This window comes from Mediterraneibacter agrestimuris, assembly GCF_943193195.1.
GTDB lineage: Bacteria > Bacillota > Clostridia > Lachnospirales > Lachnospiraceae > Schaedlerella > Schaedlerella agrestimuris.
This window is the reverse complement of sequence record NZ_CALPDG010000029.1, coordinates 18424-36888: the sequence shown is the minus strand read 5'-3', so window position 1 is coordinate 36888 and position 18465 is coordinate 18424. Positions and strand designations below refer to the sequence as shown.

Sequence of the window (18465 nt, the reverse complement as noted above, 5' to 3'; positions counted from 1 at the left end):
GTTATCCTCTTTTTATCTTCCCCGAATTTTGTTCCACACACTTTGCACAACTTCAATAAACAAATTTTCTTTTGCAGCAGCCAAAACCATTGCATAACATAAAAAGAATAAAACCGCTGTAGCCGTCAAAGTCAGAAACCATGACACAATTCCGTCTATTGGCAATATACCGCCGCACAAATATTTTCCATATACACACAACAATGTAGAAAGTCCAGCTGCAGTCAGTATCTTCCATACCTGTACACTCTTAAATAATCCAAACCCTTGATTACGTAACGCCCATATCTGTACTATCAATACAACCATTTCTGCTGCCAACGTTCCTAAAGCTGCCCCCGATGCTCCCCATTTTGGAATCAGAGCCGCATTGATTATTAAATCTACAACGGCGCCCGCCACTTCTGAGATAAACACCAAGTGCTCCTTTCCCAGTGGAAGAAGTATTTGTATTCCCAATACATTGGACAAGCCAATCAATAATACCGTCGGCATAATAATCTGCATCGGAATAATAGAACCACCATATGCCTTTCCTGATATTAAGAAAATGGACTCTCTTGCCATAATCATAAAATACAGCATAACCGGAACACCAAGAATCCATACAAAATGATATGCTTTCTTAATCAATCGTTTAAATTCATCCATCTGACCATGTTCGATATAATATGTTGCCCTTGGAAGCAATACAGGCCCCAGACTGGTTACTATTGTAACCAGAATATTTTTTATTTTCACTGCTGCATCATAATATCCAACTTCTGTCTGATTCGTCATAAATCCTAACATTACATTATCAAGATTTGTATAAATCGTTGTTGCAACCGACATCGCAAAAAAAACAAGAATTGGTTTCAGATGTTTTTTTAAATTGTAATATTTTACAGGATATAAATATATATGCTTCCTCAAATTAATAAGATTAAAAATATTTGACCCTGTACCTGCAACAATTGTAATTGCACCATACACAACATAATCTGACTTTTCATGTACGAAAAGAAACATAAGTATCAATGCCAAAATTTTGAATGCGATTGAACGTATCGTAATATATGAATATTGTTCTAATCCTCTATATAGCCAATCCACTCCGATCACATTAAGAATGATTGTCAAACTCATAATGCGATAAAGCACAACTTCATCATGCATCTTATCTATATTCAGCACAGCCCAGAAGTAAGCAATATACACCAATACTGTCAGAACCAGATTTATTATTAAAATTTCCTGGACAGTCCTGGATAGTTCTTCCTTATTGTCCCTCACCTTTGAACATGCCCGGATTCCATATGTCGGCACCCCCAGCGATGCTATCATCGTAAAATACGTTACAATAGAATTTGCAAAGCTGACTGCTCCTGTTCCCTCCGGCTGTAGGATTCTTGATACATATGGAAATGTAATCAGCGGAAATATAAAGCTGGATAAGGTCAGTATCGTATTCATAATCGCATTAAACTTGACAGATCGTATCTTTACCTTCTTCTGTTCGTTATTCAAATTTGATATTCCCATTCTTATCTTCACTTTCTGTAAATCATACCTTATCATACGCAGCACGCCCATGTGGAGCATTTAAGTTACGGGATGTCTGAAAGGGTGTACTTTTTCAATCACATCTTCCATGTGATTCTTCTTCTGCCCCATTCGTATAATGAGCATATAGCAAATCACATAAAAACATGTTTTTCGCAGCAAACGGAGAATACCGCTTTCTTTTCCAGATAATTCATACATCCATTCACTGCTGTTTCTGATTCTTCTGTCATATTTTATAAACTGCTGCCGTACAGATTTATCCCCCGCCGGATAACTCATAAAAATCGTCACCTGATCACCGATCATCTGCGCCACACGTTTCCCGATATAATCAACCTTTTTCTGATTTTTCCCTGCTGCCCGCTGTCGGTATGCTTCCGCAAACTTCGTCAGGTTAAGCGAAACCGTAATATGATTTTCTATATGCTTACGGAATCCTGCCATGCTCACACTCTGGGTAACCTGTCCCAGACGGTACATATACACATGCAGGTCATAATATGCCGCTGTCTTAACAAACGGAAGAGGATATAAGATATACTCCACATCAACATAAAAGCAATGCTCGTCCAGCCGGATCTGATGTTCTTTCAAAATGCTTGTTTTCAGTACGAGCGCATGCATGGATGGAATGACTTTTCCTACAATGTCTTCAAATGTTCCATGCCACTCATCTTCCTTTGAATTTTTCAGCAGTCTCTTATATTCTACAGGTGTTTTTGCTCCGCTCTGATCGTCAACTTCATAATAATTCGAGATCACATAATCTGCCTCACAATTCTCCAGCTTCTCTACGAGACTTTTGAAGTCTGCAGTATTAACCCAGTCATCTCCGTCTACAACCTTGAAATATCTTCCTGTGCACTCCTTGATTCCCCGATTAATCGTAGAGCCATGCCCTCCGTTCTCTTTTGAGATTACGCGGAAAGTCTGCGGATATTTATTTTCATATTCTTTACCGATCATCTCCGTTCCATCTTTGGAGCCATCATTGACAATTAATACCTCTATTTTGTCCAAAATGCTTTCTTCCACGAATGATTCCAATGTCTGCCGAAGAAATTTTTCTACATTGTAGGATGGAATCACTACCGATAATATTTTTTCCATGTCATTCTCCTTACTTTCTGTTACGCAGCAAATCCACTCGTTTTCTTATCGCAGATAACCACGTAATCCCCCAATACATTCTTCTTTTCATCAAAGACAGCAGAATCTTATCTTTCTTTGACAGCCACTTTCTGACATATGGATTTTTATCTGCCTGCGGAAATACTCTGAATACATACTGCCGGAATTGATCCCTATATTCACTCTGTGCATCATAATAAATGACTTCTTTGGTTGGTACAAAGTACACTTGTTCAAACATCAGGTATTCCAGTTCATTTTTAAAGGTATCAAATGCTTTTTTTTCTTTAAAATACGCCATCACATCTTCCAGAGCCGCTTTTCTGTTATACAGACTCTTCTTAAAATTCTGGCTTCGCATAATTGAGCCTTCCCGCAAAATGTAATGATATAGTGGTTTACTATCCATATAAACAATGCTTTCTGCATTCAGTAAAAGCTGCGGTGTGATTGTCAGATCCTCGTAAACCCGCCCCACCGGATACCGAAGCCCGCATCTGTCCCAGACTGATTTCCGATACAGCTTATTCCATGCACAGGGTGTTGCAATCAAAAGAGACGGGCATTCTTTTACCGTCAGTTTCTTTTCCCGTGGAATCTCCATGCTCCAGCGTTCTCTCCGTCCGGTCGATTCTTCAATTTCCTGATAATCAAAAATCACAACCTCTGCTTCATGATGTTTTGCACATTCGACTGCTTTTTCCACACATTCCGGCGCAATATAATCATCACCGTCCACATAGAGCAGGTATGTTCCGGAAGCTTCTTCCAGTCCCACATTGCGGACATCAGAAAGACCGCCGTTGATCTTATGGATCACCCGGATCCTGTCATCTGCTTTTGCATAACGGTCACAGATATTTCCGCTCTCATCTGTTGAACCATCGTCTACAAGCAGAATTTCCATCTCTTTCCATGTCTGTCTAATAATACTTTGAATACATTTCTCTATATATTTTTCAATATTATATACGGCAACAACAACCGTTACTGTCAGCATACAATCCTCCTCAACTGGCTGATCTGCTTTTCCAGATCATAGTTCTTTGCTTCTTTCAAGAACTGAACCTGTTCTCTGTCATATTTTTTATGTTTTAATATAAATTCCGCCCATTTTTTAGGTCCTCGTTCCAAATCAAGAAAATAACATTCCTTCTGTATCTGTGTCTCTTTCGTCACTTCACTGCTGAACACACACTGTAATCCGGTATACTGGGCCTCCACACCTACGATCGGCAGTCCCTCAAATCTGGATGGAAGCAGAAATGTATCCATTGCCTGGTAAAGCCGCCCCGTATCGTTTCTCCAGCCCAGAAACCGCACAGAATCCTGAAGATTTTTATCGCTGACAAGCTGCTTTATTTCTTCAAATTCTACACCAGTTCCAATGAGCAAAAGTACAGTTTGTTTATCTAACAAGTGAATCTGTTCAAATACTTCTATCAGAAACCGGCAATTTTTAGGATAGCAGAAGTTTCCTACATGTCCGATAACATAGTTTTCTTCCAGCTCTAGTTCTTCCCTCATTTTAAGCCGGATGTCCGGCTGATAGCAGAACCGGCTTCTGTCCACAGCATTGTAGATTACTTCAAATTTATCGGAATGTACAATTTTTTTTGGATACAGCCACTCTCCTGCTTTGACAGAACATGCATAATAAACAGTTCCTGCTTTGTAGAGAAACAAGCGGCAGATTCTATGAATAAAATTATAAATCATCCTGGACAGTGCACTCTGCCTGTCATTTCCACTGGAATGACTGTGCAGCGCCCTCTCCGGCACCTTCATCTTTTTTGCCGCAAACGCTGCAATACATTCGATTGCAGTAGAGAGATTTAAATACACCATATCATACGTATTTTTCTTCATTACAGCACATACCTGCCTGTATTGCCTGATCGGATGCTTAAGTGTTGTGACTGCATACAGTTTTGAGCCATACTGTTTCAAATTATTTTCCAATTCTTGACTGACTTCATTTGTCAAAAAATCAATTTGTATATTCTCTCCATGAACAGCTTCCAGAAAATTCAGCAGATACCGATCAACACCGCCTGCTTTTCCATCGCCTATAAAACCTGCCAATATCCGTTTCATAGATTTGGCGCCTCCTTTTCTTTCGTCAGCGCATGCATCCCATATCCCAGGAAAAGCCAGAAGCAGAAACTCTGCGGCGCATTGACATAAAAAATAAAGGATAAAAATGTAGAAGCCACCCCCAACGCCAACGCTGCTGAAAGCATAACTGCAATAAAATGATCATCTGCGTTCTGCAATACTGAAGCTCTTCGTATGATTTTCCAAAGCATATGTATCAACAATGCCAGAAAAATTATCATACCTGCAATTCCCTGACTTACCAGCACATCCATCTCTAGATTGTGCATGGAATCATAACGGATTCTGGCTGCATTTTTTACCATATAGGAATCAGGAAAATGCTGCTGTGCATATCCGCTCATATTTCGATACCCTACTCCGATTACAGGAGAAGATTCCATAATCTCCAATCCGCTGCCCCACAATTCCATTCTGCCGTTACTATAATCTTGTTTTAGCTTCTGTTTTCGCCCGTTATTGACCGATGATGAAATATTTTGTGCCTCTCTCTTTCTCATCATTGCATCTACCGGTGCATATGCTGCTTTCAACGCCACATCCCCTGCAAATATTACTGCGGCTGTTACAGTTAAAATCAGTATCCTTTTCCCGGCTGTGCGCCTGTCTCTCACGATCTGCAAAATTGTATAAAGCACCAGCCCTGTTACAAGACACAACATACCCGTTCTGGAATCAGAGAGGGCGATATAAGCATACTGGATAATACCGCAAATAACAAGCAGTATTTTCTGCCACAACTTCCTTGTCTTTCCAAACAAATAAATCAATAATAAGACTGCGATTGCACTAATTGTTGCCCCATGGTTTGGGTCGTCATAAATTCCCCACAGCCGTCCCCATCGATAACCGATAGAATGGATTGTCCCTGCCGGATCTGTATAATCATACTTCCATCCCCATGCAAGCATACTCAGACTGATAGCATCTGCCGCAGTACAGTACACAATATACAGACTGGCAAGACTTGTTAATTCTTTGTGCATTTCTTCCCCGCTCATATCAAACGCTGAAGCATACAACACTATACTTGGAAGCACCAGCCAAATAAAACCTTTGGCATTTTCCGCTATCCCAGCATAAGAAATATGAGTAACTGCACTGACAGCATAACTTAGTGCAAACAATTCCAATAAAACAATGCCTACTGCTTTCTTATACCTTTTCCATCGCAGGAATATCCAGATGCACAAAATTCCTCCCCCGGCTGTAATTCCATAAGCAGCCAGATTCATCCATGACATTCCGTTCACAAATGCATTGAATGCAAGAAGCAGATACATCAAATATATCATCTTAAATCCAAACAAGCATCTTTTTAACTGATCCACTTTCCTCTACCTTCCTGACTTTACCTTAGAATATAGCATTGGCATTCCGCCCCGGATTACATGAATTCCTCTCCCCATCATCAGACACAGCATCGTTTTTTTCCATCGGAGAAGAACCAATGCGATTGACAGCACTTTACTGTCCTTTGCCCGTGCAGACGGAATCAAATCTTCAAATAACCCATCACAAAACACAGCTCTGCACCACCGATAGCGCCGTGTATGAGACATTCCAGAACGTTTATCACAGTTTCGCTCTAATGCAGAAACTATATAACGTCCATACAGACTTCCCAGTGTCTGCCTCACTTCTTCTGTACACAGATTCCAGTATTTATGCTGTTCATACAATAATTCAATTCTGCGCCTGTGTACCTCAAAATATTCCGGCACAAACTTATTGGTCAGATTCGCGCTCAAACGTTTTGCATAATGGTATGGTGTGATTCCCAGCACATTCAGCCGTCTGATATCCATAAAGAACCTGATATTGAATTCAATATCTTCTATCAGTTTGACATTCTGGTACAAAAAGTGATTTTCCTTCAAATACTGCAAACTGTAGATTTTATTCCACGCATATCCATATAATGTTTCCTGCTCATAATGAATTACTGCATTCCGTAATTCCTCCTGATTGTCATACAGTTGTTCTATAGGACGGATGGCATGAGTATAATCCAGTTCTCCATTTTGATCGTAGTATTCTTCAATCAATCCAAACATCACAACTTCTGCCGGATTCTTATTCAAAGATGTTTTCACTTTCTCCAATACATCGGCATCTACATAATCATCCGGATCCATAAACCATACATACTTTCCTGCTGCTTCCCGGATTCCGGTATTTCGCGCAGCGCTCAGTCCTTGGTTCTTTTCATGATGTATGATCCGGATCCTGTTGTCCTTCCCTGCCATCTGTTCTGCAATTTTTACACTTGTATCTGGAGAACAGTCATTCACGATAACAATCTCCCAATCTTGATATGTTTGTTTCATAATGCTTAGAATTGCATGTTCTATATACGCTTCCACTCCGTAAACCGGCATTACAATACTGAAAAAAGGCTGTTCTTTCACTTTACTTGTCCTCTGTATTTCCTAATTTCTTGTAGCAGTTCAGCCAAAGGCTGAACTGTTGCTTTCTTTCTGTTATTTCAGCAGTTCCTGAATCAATTCTTCTATCTTCCTATAAGAATGCGGTCTGTCAAACTGTTGTTCCGCAATTTTCCGGGCCTTTTCACCCATTTCTTTACACTTTTCCGGATCCTCATAAAAATCTTCGATTGCATCCGCAAGAATTTTCACATCCTCCGGCATAATATTGACTCCGAATCCGTCATGTTCTACTTTGGCACGGAACTCCGGACTCATACATGTATTGATCATAGGCCTGCCTGCTGCCAGATAATCTCCGATCTTAGTCACAATACTCTGAGGCGCTTTTTTCACAAAAGAGTTTACAAGCACATCAGATTTTTTCAGGTAAGCTGCCATCTTTTCATATGGTGCATATCCGACAAATTCAACATTAAAAATCTGCTTTACATCTGCCATACTGCGCAGTTCCTCTTTCATTGGACCACCACCCAGTATCTTAATTCTGATATTTGGCATTCCTCTGTTAGCAAGCTCTTCAGCCGCCAGCACCATGGTTTTGATGTCATAGCTTGTTCCGATCGTTCCGGCATAAGTTACCCAAAACTCATCTTCACCTTTAAAGACTTCTTCCTGATTTTTCTCTGCTCCTTCATCGAATACCGACAATTCATTACCTACATAAACGGTCCGTTTCGGGATATTCCGCTGCTGATTCCGAAATGGTCGGTCTCGGTATTCATCAGAAGTTCCGATGACACCGGAAACAAGACGGTATACTTTTTCTGCGTCTCTCTGAAGCGGATAGAATAGAATATCGCTGACCACCGGAATATCCAATACCATCCTCATTGCTTCCGGCCACAGGTCATTGACGTCTGCTACAAAAGGAATCCCCTTTTCTTTGGCATACTCTGCCGCTGCAAGAGCCACGTCATTTGGGGGAATCTCAGCATAGACCAAATCATAATTTCCTTCTTTTTCCAACAGGGTACGCAGATTCTTCGCCGCAATCCGATGACTGCGGATTCGTTTCAAATCCACATTTTTCTTATATCCCGGTTCATAAATGAATTTGATATTAAATTTGTAGTCCTCTTGTTTGATTTTTGCAATATTACGCTGTTCTTTTTCCCAGTGCTGGAACGTAGTTGTTATCAAATCCACCTCATATCCCGCATCTGTCAGAAATTCACATATATAACGAAATCTAGTATATCCTGGTTCGTCATTTAACCGGACTCCCATTGTAACTACAGCTATCTTCTTCATATCTGCTCCTCTCGGTATCTGTCGATATCTTTTATCTCAGTATCACTTGACGGCTCTGTCTTATATCATCTAGTGTATCACAGCAAGCACCGTATCAATCATAATCTTCAAATCTCCTAACACACTAAATTTTTTCAGGTATTGAAGGTTGTATTTCATTTTTTCGGGAAGAACATAGCGGATATAGACTTCATCCACGCTCTCTCCGGTCTCTTTCAGATATTTCTCCATCACTTCATCTTCATCTTTATAAACTATACTTGTTCTAGAAGTAATTCCTGCCGGCAATAATAATGTTGCTGTCATCTCATCAGTATAAGCATCCACGTACTTCTTTACTTCTGGTCTGGTTCCTACAAAGCTCATGTCACCGGTCAATACATTAAATAATTGCGGCAGTTCATCCAGACGGCATTTACGCAGGACATTCCCCATTCTCGTAATACGTCTGTCTCCGCTCTGAGTGATTGCCGGACCTCTTTTGTCTGCATCTGCGACCATGGTACGAAACTTAAAAATGCGGTACATTTTCCCATACTGTGTGACTCTTTCCTGACGATAAAACACCGGACCTCTGCTGTCGATTTTGATACAGACGGCAAGTATCAGCATCACCGGAGAGAGTACGGCCGTCAGACAAAAAGCAAGCACAAAATCCAGTATCCGTTTTATGCGGATACTGGTTTTGTGCTTGCTTAACATCTGATAATAAGGTTTTATTTTCTCATTTTGAAACTGCACTGGCAGTTCATTCCACTGTTTATAATGCATCTTTAAACTCCTTAATCACATACTCTATCTGCTCATTGCTTAAGCAGGTATGAAGCGGCAGTGTAATCTCATTTGCAAACTGCCTATATGCGTTCGGATAATTTTGTATATCAAATCCCCTATTTTTATATGCTGTAAGTAATGGCAGCGGCTTATAATGTACATTAGAAGCAATATCCTTCTTCGCCAGCCTCTCAATGACTGCATTGCACTCCTCCCGTGTCTTTCCGGTTAGACGTACCATGTAGAGGTGTCCGCTGGAAATGTTCTGCCCATCATAATGTGTAAGCACTTCAACAGGCAGATCTTTCAAAGCCCAATCATATTTTCCAATGATTTTTCTTCTTTTTTCCAGAATTTCTGGATAACGCTTCAACTGTACCAGACCGATAGCAGCCATAATATCCGTCATATTACATTTATAATAAGGATCTGTAATATCGTACTCCCACGCTCCCGCCTGAGTCTTCGCCAGGGCATCCTTTGACTGTCCGTGCAAGGATAAAAGCATATAATCTCTATATAACTTTTCGCTGTCTATTCCAGATTCAGTAACTGTTTTTGACCAGACAGCCGCGCCGCCCTCTGCAGTTGTCAGATTCTTCACTGCATGGAAAGAAAAACAGGTGAAATCTGCAATCTGTCCGCATATTTTTCCATTCTGCTTTGCACCGAATGCATGCGCGGCATCTGACATCACCATGATTCTGCCTAATGCCTGCTGACGTTCATTTGACGGATGGAACAATACTTTCTTTTCTTCCGCAATTTGAAAAATTTCATCATACTTACTATAGATGATTCCTGCCAGATCTACACAGATAATTGCTTTTGTTTTCTCTGTAACAGCATTCCTGACCTGCTGCGGATCCATCTCAAATGTGCCCGGCAGCGTATCCACCAGTACAGGTGTCGCACCCACATGGCAAATGCAGCTGCAAGTCGCAGTGTAAGTGTATGCTGTTGTTATAACTTCGTCTCCGGCGCCGATTCCCATAACACGCAGAGACTGTTCCAGACATGCCGTTGCAGAGTTCAGGCAAACCGCTTTTTCCGTTCCACAGTATTCAGCGATCTGACGCTCGAATTCCTTGGTCCTTGGTCCCGTTGTAATCCATCCGCTTCTGAGCGCTTCAGCAACCTCATTGATTTCTTCTTCTGTAATATCCGGCGGTGAAAATGGTACTTTCATTGTTCTTTATTTCCTTTCACATCCATATCTGCCACTCCCCTGTTCAAAAACGCATCCGGAAGATTAGAGCTTGCATCTGAAAATGTCTGTTTCCAGCCTTCCTATATCTTCTGGTCGCGAATCACATCTGCCTGCCGCAAGTGGTAGGTTGGGACGATTTTATTTATAATCGTTTTCATATGATCTGTCTCAGCATAGGCTGCCTGATACAACTCTTCCAAATCTTTGAGAAATTCGTCTTCATCAAAGTCAATTGGTTTACCGATATGAATCAATTCATTCTCTGTATTCTGAAGTCCTTCCTCATCCATCAAAAGCTCTTCATAGAGCTTCTCACCCGGACGAAGTCCGGTATACTTAATTTCAATTTCTACGCCTTCCTTGTATCCCGACAGACGGATCAGGTTCTTGGCAAGATCGGCAATCTTTACAGGCTGTCCCATATCCAGCACGAAAATTTCTCCGCCCTTTGCACTGGCTCCCGCCTGAAGGACCAGTGAAACCGCCTCGGGGATCGTCATAAAATAACGAATGATATCCGGATGGGTCACAGTCACCGGTCCTCCTTCCTCAATCTGTTTCTTGAACAGCGGAATCACACTACCGTTGCTTCCCAGCACATTTCCAAAACGAACAGCCACATACTCTGTCTTAGAACGGCTGCTAAAGAGTTGAATGATCATCTCGCACATTCGTTTGGAAGCGCCCATGATATTCGTTGGATTGACTGCCTTATCTGTAGAAATAAGCACAAACTTACTTGTTCCATACTTATCTGCTGCCAGTGCCACCTTATAGGTTCCGAATACATTATTCTTAATCGCCTCATTCGGACTGTCTTCCATAAGAGGTACATGCTTATGCGCAGCCGCGTGATAAACGATATCGGGTTGATATTTCTCAAACACACTGTTAACTTTACGTCCATTACGTACAGAACCGATCAGCACGACTAAATCCAGATTTGGATAAGTCCTCTTCAATTCCTGCTGAATGTCATATGCATTGTTCTCATATATATCAAAGATAATGAGCTGGCGCACACCGTTTGCCGCAATCTGACGGCACAATTCACTCCCGATGCTTCCGCCTCCGCCTGTAACGAGCACGACCTTATCCGATACATATCTTCCAATCTTTTCTGTTGTAATCTGGATCGGGTCTCTGCCCAGCAGATCTTCAATTTCCACATTACGAAGCTTTGACACACTCACCTCTCCGTTTACCAATTGGTACACACCCGGAAGAATCTTCAACTCACATCTCGGCACCTGCTGACAGATTTTCAAAATCTTCCTCTGTTCTCTCTTATCCGCACTTGGAATTGCAACAATAATTTCATTGACTCCATATTTATTCGCAACGGGTACAATCTGGTCTCTGCCGCCCATGACCTTCACTCCATGAATGTAGGTGCCGTACTTTCTCGGATTATCATCAATAATCGCACAGATACGGGAATCCAGCTCTGTACTCAGTTCCAGCTCTTTCATGACCACATTGCAGGCTTCACCGGCCCCGATAATCATCGTATTACGCACATGACCTCCATGAATATGGCTGCGGTACAAAAGGCGTACCAGACGATAAGAAAAACGGCTGATGCAAGTCAGAATGAACAGTCCGGCGCCATACAGTATAAAGTAGCTTCTGTAAATCGGCTTATAAGTGAAGAAGTACAGGAAAATATTGACCAGTACCGAACCTGCACATCCCTCAATTACATAAACCAGTTCTTTAATGCTTGCAAACCTCCACAGGCTGCTGTATAGCTTCAAGACCGCAAATATTGCCAGTGTAATTATTGTATTCCATACTGCCACATCTAATACCGACTCCATATACCACGATTCGATTTCTGAAATATGCATATTAAACCGAAGCCAGAGTGCCAGAAAGGAACTTAGGTTAATAAAAACTGCATCTAATACCACAAGAAAGTATTTGTACGTAACAGATAAATCTATTTTTTCCTTCCACTTTCTTTTCAACTCTTTCATCTATTTTCCCTCTGTATTCTGTATATTTTAGGTAATGTCCTGATTTAAATATGTTCCGGGCTTTCTTTCCTGCTTACTGCGCTACTTCTGAATCTTGGAACACTTCTCCTGCTTCTACCGCGTCAATAGCTTGCTGAATTGCCGTGATGGAGTTCATATCCGGCTGCGTTACATACAGAAGCGTTTCCCCTGAAGAATAGCAGTACTGCTCATCCCCTGTTCCTTCTGCCGCCATAGATTTGATGTTCCATGCCGCAGGATTTGACAACTGACTCCTGATCAACGTCTGGATCTGTTCATGGCTCATATTTGTATCCACATTGCCGCTGACGCTTTCCAATATACCGTTTGCCCCCATCAGGATTGCCGGTGATACGGCCTTTTTAATCATAGCAGTGATTACCGCCTGCTGATTCTTTCCTCGCTGGAAATCGCCGCCGTCCACATTCTGACGCTCTCTGGAGAATGCCAGCGCCTGTTGTCCGTTGAAATGGTTCACGCCCTGCACTACATCCATTACCAGCCCCGAATCATAGCTTGTTGTAAATGACTGCTCGGAATTGACTTCCACTCCGCCCAGCGCATCAATCATTGTGACAAGCGATGTAAAGTTCACACGCGCATAAAAATCAATGTCTGTGTCATACAATGCGCCCAATGTAGACATTGACGCATCTACACCATAGATTCCCGCATGAGTCAGCTTATCTTTTGCCCCTCCGGAAATACCCGGTATTTCTACATAGAAATCTCTCGGCGTTGTCACAAGCAGAATCTGATGTGAAGTCGGATTCACTACTGCCATAATATTCACATCACTTCGGCTGTTAGTCTCAATTGCGCCATAGACGTCAATACCACTGATGTATACAGTAAAACTGTCATCCTCAACTTTCACTTCTGCCGCCTTATTCTCCACTTTGCTTTCAATGTTATGTGTGTAGATTATTTTTACATTGCTGCTAAAGTCGCCAAACTCTTCTTCCAGAATACTAAGGTATGCTTCATTATATATAATCGCCTGCACATCACCATTGTGGAGAGCAGCCGCCTGTGCCTGTACACTCTTATACTCTGTTGTCGTAATCTCATTTCCAAGCTCTGTATTAATGGCTTCAACTGTTTCACGCACATCATCGCCTCTCATTGCATATTGCACGCCGAAGATGTAATCTGCTGCATCCTGTATCGTCTCTGCCGGATCATCTGCAAGAACAGCAACAACCATTTTATCTAATTTAACACCGCCATTGCTGATTGCCTGTACAGTATTGTTTGTCTTAAAGATATAAAAAGAACCAACTGCCAGTACAATAGACATCAACACACTGATCGCTTTACCCGTAATTCCTTTTTTCTTTGACAGCAGCTGACTGAACAGCACTGCCAGAAATACAATGAAAAGAAGCAGCGCCACTGTCCCCAAATACTTCATCGGAAGCATATTCAGTACAAACAGCGACAGCATAAAAATCAAGGAGATTACGAGCTGAATACCTGCCAATGCCATGCCAATATTTCTGCTAAGCTGATTTTTACTCCTCTTCTTCGCTGTAGATTTTGAAGCACCATGTACGGTCTTGGCAGGATTACCGCTAGCTGCTTGCTTTCTGCGTTCCTGTGTTTTACTTTGCCGCCGTTGTTGTTCTCCTTTCGTCATAGGACGATTGCTCTGACTTTCTCTTTTTGTTGTAGCTTGTTTTTTATTGTTTCGATTTTGTCTATTCCTATTCTCAGCCATAAACATATCCTTTCGTAATTTTCCCCAAAATCATTTACATTAATATTCACTTGAATTATATCAGTTTTATATAATATCATTTTTTAACATTTTCCGCAATCACTTAAACAATTTTTGCAACAATTTTGTAAAATTTGGCAATATATTCCTTATTTTTATCATATCACAATGTCAAATCTATTCGTCCATCCATAATTTTTAATACAACATGTGATATCTATTCCGTACAATACCATAATATTAATAAAACACCCCATTATTTTCTTTTCGGGGTGTTTTATATCTTCTATTCTACTTATTCCACAAAAATCATAACCATCAGAGATCTATGAAGTCAACATCATACTTCTGTTTTCGGTCATCATCGTCATCATCGTCATAGTCGTCTTCGTACTCATCATCATCATAGTCGTCTTCATACTCATCATCGTCATAGTCATCATCGTACTCATCATCATAGTTGTCTTCGTACTCATCATTGTCATAGCCATCGTCATCTTCATAATCATCATCAGAGAATTCTTCACCCGATTCATCATCGTCATCATAATCATCATAAAAACTATCCAGCTCAGCATTTCTGCGGCTCAATTTCACTGTCAATACAATAATGACAATAAACAGAATCAATAAAAGTGCTGCTATGACTGCTGCCATAATCAGGAAATAATGGTCAACCAGCTCTTTTACCTTAGCAAGTACGGGACTGTCCTCCTTTGTCTTTTCCGCTTTCTCCATCGACTCAAACACATATCTCTGATATGTCCCTTCTATCGAATCATACTCATAATACCCTTTTGTTCCTCCGCTGCTCAACGCATACACAAGATAATATTCCTTGGCATTCATATTCTGCCATGCTGGAAAATTGGTCCCGTTGATTTCGATATTTGCCTCCTGAAACTGTTCCGGTAAAGTGCTCGCATCACCTTCACTTAAGACAAACACAAAAAATTCATCGCTGATTCCTATCTGCTCAGCTATCACAAAGCTGCTCTTTTCTTCATTATATACAGCCATTACCGGATCATTTTCCCCCGCAATCAGGTAAACCATAATTTCACCGGATACGTCCTGTATAATTGCATTGTGTTCTCCGCCGTTATAATTGATTGTTGTTTTTGAAAATCCTTCCGGTATCAAAGCTTCTGTGAAATTTTCATAAATTCCGTACATTGTACCGAGGACTTCCACATTTGCCTCACTTACCTGCCGTTCTCCTGATTTCCCGGTCTCAGAATCTGTTCCTGCTGCTGTTGTTCCGTCTGCTCCTTCAATCGTGACCACTCCAGTCCCTGGTGTCAGATTGAGCGTTTCATCTGAAAACAAATAAGCAGTAGAACTTGTCACTTCAATGTTTGTACTTCCCTCTGCCAGCGCCTTAAAATTCAGTTCAAATGCCAGTTCTGTTTCTGTCCCCGTCCCTGATGCAGATAATTCTATTGTTCCATTTCCCCCTGTTGCATTGGTTCCGTTGACAAACTCTAGCTTTGTACTATCATATGAGATGGTTGCCTGTCCGTCTCCGATCGCAGATCCTCCGGCCTCCATCTTCACTTTAACCAGTATCTCCTCTCCAACTTTTCCAGTTGGATCAGAAAACGCAATTGTTCCCTCCGCTGCATAGCTCACGATTGCCGGTATAAACAACACTGCGCATATCATCAGACTGATCGTTTTCAGTTTTTTTACTATTTTATTCATATTAGACCTCTTCTTGTATGTTTTCTCATGCTGCTGTGCATCCGTAATTAATATCCAGATTCCCCGCTGCCGTCACCGTACACTCCCGAATCGTTCCACGTATCATTACCGCCTGTTGTATCTGTTCCGTTCCACTGTGAATCCATACCGTCATTGCTTCCAGTACTGTTTCCTGTTTCATAGCCGCTATTCACAGCGCCCATATCTCCCTCATAGCCATTTCCGGCAGTATTACCGTTATAATAGTCCTCTGTGCCAGTATATGTGCTAGTACCTGCTGAACCCACATCTGTATATATTTCCGTATCGTTTCCTGCAAATCCAGTCTGATCTACGATTATCTCACTGATTGTTTGAACCGTAGAAGTCGGGGTATAACTCTCTTCTGCACCAAACAGATATTTGTGAAGTTCAATAACATTCCCTTCCAATGTGACCGGTATAACAGAGTCTCCCTGCCCCGGATAGGACATCGTATCCTTTTCCATCGGAAATCCAAGTGTTTCGCCCAGCTTGTACTTCTTCACATCCTTGGCATATGCCAGAATTTCAGTCAATGTGAAGTTGGTCTTCAGCTTCGGGAATACCTTGTCAACAATCTTATTCAACGTTGCGATATCAGCTGTCTGTGCTTTTTCCGCCACCTTTGTCAATACCGTACGCTGTCTCTCTGCACGCTTAAAATCATCCCCCAATGTCTGGCGGATACGGCAGTAAGAAGTTGCCTGAACTCCGTCCAACACCTGAAGACCTGCGTTATATACATAATCTGTAATCACGCCCGTCTCAGCGGCAACTTCGGTTCCATACCCGTTGATAAAATCAACCTCTTCCTCAGTAACATCAATTTCAACACCGCCCAGTGCATTGATTACATCAACCAATGCTGAGAAATCTACTGTAACATATTTTTGAATATCCAGATCCAGATTCCTGTTCAGCATGGAGATAGCTTCTTCTTCCTCGCCAAACGCGTACGCTGCATTTGCTTTCTGTAGATCTACATCTGAATAATTGTAGTATTCACCTTCTTTGACTTTTACATCCGTCATCTGCAACAATGTATCCCTGTATACAGATGCAAGCTTGACCTCTTTGGTCTCACGGTTCAGACTTGCGATCATAATTGTATCACTTCGCGATACTCCTGATAAATCCTCATTCTTCTCTCTTGTATCTAATCCGAAGAGAGCTACATTGAGATAGCCTGTCTGATCCATCTCCAACTCGTCCGAAATGCTCAGATTATCCGTATCAATATGATCCGTATTCAGCTTGCTCAGCTTACTTGCCATCACACCAATGGCTGCAAGCACAAAAACCAGAAGAATGACGCAGAAAGCAATTGCCGCCTTGCTTCCAGCCGACATACCTTTTCTTCTTCTCTTCCTGCCAGATGCGTTATTTCTTCCTTTTCCCGGTGCTCTCCCACGATTCTCCGTAGAACGCTTTCCACTCGACGCGCTGCGCTTTGCTTCCTTTCTTTTCAATTCTGTCTCTCGACCAGAAGATCGTCTTTTATTTGCCATAATCTTTCATCTCCACTGTTTACTTTCAACAAAACTGCATATTATTATACAATATTTTGTCTCGAACATCAATCATCAATCTTCTTTCACATCTGTAACTGTTAACCAGTATCCCGGATTCATTGTACATCTCCTGATCATCCAGCGGGGCAGTTTTTTGTAATTCCGCCCACACCTGTATCCTAAATATTTAAATCCGCTTGTAATGACCAATGACGGAATCAACCATGGTCTTCCCCTATTTATCAAATATTTTGCAGTATCCTTTACAAGCCGGATACCTTCTGTTTCAGATTTGACAGCCTCAAAAATCTCTGGATGATCGCTTTGAGAGACCGCCAGATCAAAATTCCTCTGAAACTGCTGTATCCATCCGTAATTATGGGAATGAATTACTCTGGCTTCTGCCGCATATGCAACCCGGTATCCTGTCTGTATAACTCTCGCCGCCATGATCATATCTTCATTAAAAATTGCTCTGCGCTCAAACCCCCCCAATTCTTCATAAACAGATTTCCGGTATGCCGCACATACATCGGAACAAAAGTATGTCTTAATTCCCATCTGCTTCAAATCCGCTGCCGATTTCACAAATCCCTTTTCCGGATAATTAAAACTCCTTGTATATCGTTCGATAAATTTACAGTCTGCTGCCGGCATCTGCCTCCCGTATGCAATCGCAACCGTTTCATCTTCAAAAGGCTGCAAAAGTTTCTCGATCATCCGTTCATCCACCGGGACTGCATCCTGTGTCATATAAATCAGGAAATCTGCTCCAGATGTCTCTGCTCCAAAATGCCTTGTTCCGCCATGATCAAACTTCGTTTTCGGAATGTGTGTAACCCGCACCTTTTCTAAACAATATAACTCCTCTGGAAACACTCCTGTTTCTGTATTGATCAAATGAATTTCATGAATCGGATATGTCTGTTTTAGCAATCGCTTCACCAGCATAACAACTGTTTCATCTGGTTTATATGTGGGTATAATCACATCCGCTTTCTTCTGTCTTGTAAACATCTGCTCCCTT

General features: G+C 41.5%; 14 protein-coding genes. All 14 read right to left on the bottom strand.

The features are described 5' to 3' along the window. Positions 1-12: 12 nt before the first annotated feature. Positions 13-1560, bottom strand: a complete 1548-nt coding sequence (locus NFS18_RS13220) for a flippase (protein ID WP_251390887.1) — start codon at positions 1558-1560, stop codon at positions 13-15. 24 nt (positions 1561-1584) lie between these two features. After that, positions 1585-2658, bottom strand: a complete 1074-nt coding sequence (locus NFS18_RS13215) for a glycosyltransferase family 2 protein (protein ID WP_251390885.1) — start codon at positions 2656-2658, stop codon at positions 1585-1587. A gap of 10 nt (positions 2659-2668) precedes the next feature. Further along, positions 2669-3679, bottom strand: coding sequence for a glycosyltransferase family 2 protein (locus tag NFS18_RS13210; RefSeq protein ID WP_251390883.1), 1011 nt, complete (start codon positions 3677-3679; stop codon positions 2669-2671). Continuing rightward, positions 3673-4776: a glycosyltransferase gene (locus tag NFS18_RS13205; protein WP_251390881.1), complete on the bottom strand. Its 1104-nt coding sequence runs from the start codon at positions 4774-4776 to the stop codon at positions 3673-3675. Before NFS18_RS13205 ends, NFS18_RS13210 begins: the two co-directional genes overlap by 7 nt. Continuing rightward, positions 4773-6128, bottom strand: coding sequence for an O-antigen ligase family protein (locus tag NFS18_RS13200; protein ID WP_251390880.1), 1356 nt, complete (start codon positions 6126-6128; stop codon positions 4773-4775). Before NFS18_RS13200 ends, NFS18_RS13205 begins: the two co-directional genes overlap by 4 nt. Positions 6129-6134: 6 nt before the next feature. Continuing rightward, complete coding sequence (locus NFS18_RS13195; RefSeq protein WP_251390878.1) at positions 6135-7208, bottom strand: glycosyltransferase family 2 protein; 1074 nt, start codon at positions 7206-7208, stop codon at positions 6135-6137. 72 nt (positions 7209-7280) lie between these two features. Continuing rightward, entirely contained in the window at positions 7281-8498 is a 1218-nt protein-coding gene (locus NFS18_RS13190) for a glycosyltransferase family 4 protein (RefSeq protein ID WP_251390876.1), read from the bottom strand. Between the two features lie 69 nt (positions 8499-8567). Then, positions 8568-9269, bottom strand: a complete 702-nt coding sequence (locus NFS18_RS13185) for a sugar transferase (protein ID WP_251390874.1) — start codon at positions 9267-9269, stop codon at positions 8568-8570. After that, on the bottom strand, positions 9259-10461 hold the full coding sequence (locus NFS18_RS13180) for a DegT/DnrJ/EryC1/StrS family aminotransferase (RefSeq protein WP_251390872.1): 1203 nt from the start codon (positions 10459-10461) through the stop codon (positions 9259-9261). Before NFS18_RS13180 ends, NFS18_RS13185 begins: the two co-directional genes overlap by 11 nt. A 101-nt stretch (positions 10462-10562) precedes the next feature. Beyond that, the gene (locus NFS18_RS13175; RefSeq protein WP_251390870.1) at positions 10563-12461 is read right to left on the bottom strand and encodes a polysaccharide biosynthesis protein; all 1899 of its coding nucleotides are present in this window, start codon (positions 12459-12461) and stop codon (positions 10563-10565) included. Between the two features lie 73 nt (positions 12462-12534). Beyond that, a complete protein-coding gene (locus NFS18_RS13170; protein ID WP_251390868.1) occupies positions 12535-14202 on the bottom strand; it encodes an LCP family glycopolymer transferase in 1668 nt (555 codons plus the stop codon). Positions 14203-14520: 318 nt separating this feature from the next. Further along, positions 14521-15906 (bottom strand): cohesin domain-containing protein, encoded by a 1386-nt coding sequence (locus tag NFS18_RS13165; RefSeq protein ID WP_251390865.1) that lies wholly within the window; start codon positions 15904-15906, stop codon positions 14521-14523. Between the two features lie 47 nt (positions 15907-15953). Then, positions 15954-17435: an LCP family protein gene (locus NFS18_RS13160; protein WP_251390863.1), complete on the bottom strand. Its 1482-nt coding sequence runs from the start codon at positions 17433-17435 to the stop codon at positions 15954-15956. A gap of 75 nt (positions 17436-17510) precedes the next feature. Then, complete coding sequence (locus NFS18_RS13155; protein ID WP_251390861.1) at positions 17511-18455, bottom strand: glycosyltransferase family 2 protein; 945 nt, start codon at positions 18453-18455, stop codon at positions 17511-17513. Positions 18456-18465 lie beyond the last annotated feature (10 nt).

Bases quoted from the DNA above. Each gene is read 5' to 3' on its own strand.
- NFS18_RS13185 (WP_251390874.1), bottom strand. From the start codon at position 9,269: ATGCATTATAAACAGTGGAATGAACTGCCAGTGCAGTTTCAAAATGAG.
- NFS18_RS13220 (WP_251390887.1), bottom strand. From the start codon at position 1,560: ATGATAAGGTATGATTTACAGAAAGTGAAGATAAGAATGGGAATATCA.
- NFS18_RS13160 (WP_251390863.1), bottom strand. From the start codon at position 17,435: ATGGCAAATAAAAGACGATCTTCTGGTCGAGAGACAGAATTGAAAAGA.
- NFS18_RS13180 (WP_251390872.1), bottom strand. From the start codon at position 10,461: ATGAAAGTACCATTTTCACCGCCGGATATTACAGAAGAAGAAATCAAT.
- NFS18_RS13155 (WP_251390861.1), bottom strand. From the start codon at position 18,455: ATGTTTACAAGACAGAAGAAAGCGGATGTGATTATACCCACATATAAA.
- NFS18_RS13170 (WP_251390868.1), bottom strand. From the start codon at position 14,202: ATGGCTGAGAATAGGAATAGACAAAATCGAAACAATAAAAAACAAGCT.
- NFS18_RS13215 (WP_251390885.1), bottom strand. From the start codon at position 2,658: ATGGAAAAAATATTATCGGTAGTGATTCCATCCTACAATGTAGAAAAA.
- NFS18_RS13165 (WP_251390865.1), bottom strand. From the start codon at position 15,906: ATGAATAAAATAGTAAAAAAACTGAAAACGATCAGTCTGATGATATGC.
- NFS18_RS13175 (WP_251390870.1), bottom strand. From the start codon at position 12,461: ATGAAAGAGTTGAAAAGAAAGTGGAAGGAAAAAATAGATTTATCTGTT.
- NFS18_RS13205 (WP_251390881.1), bottom strand. From the start codon at position 4,776: ATGAAACGGATATTGGCAGGTTTTATAGGCGATGGAAAAGCAGGCGGT.
- NFS18_RS13210 (WP_251390883.1), bottom strand. From the start codon at position 3,679: ATGCTGACAGTAACGGTTGTTGTTGCCGTATATAATATTGAAAAATAT.
- NFS18_RS13190 (WP_251390876.1), bottom strand. From the start codon at position 8,498: ATGAAGAAGATAGCTGTAGTTACAATGGGAGTCCGGTTAAATGACGAA.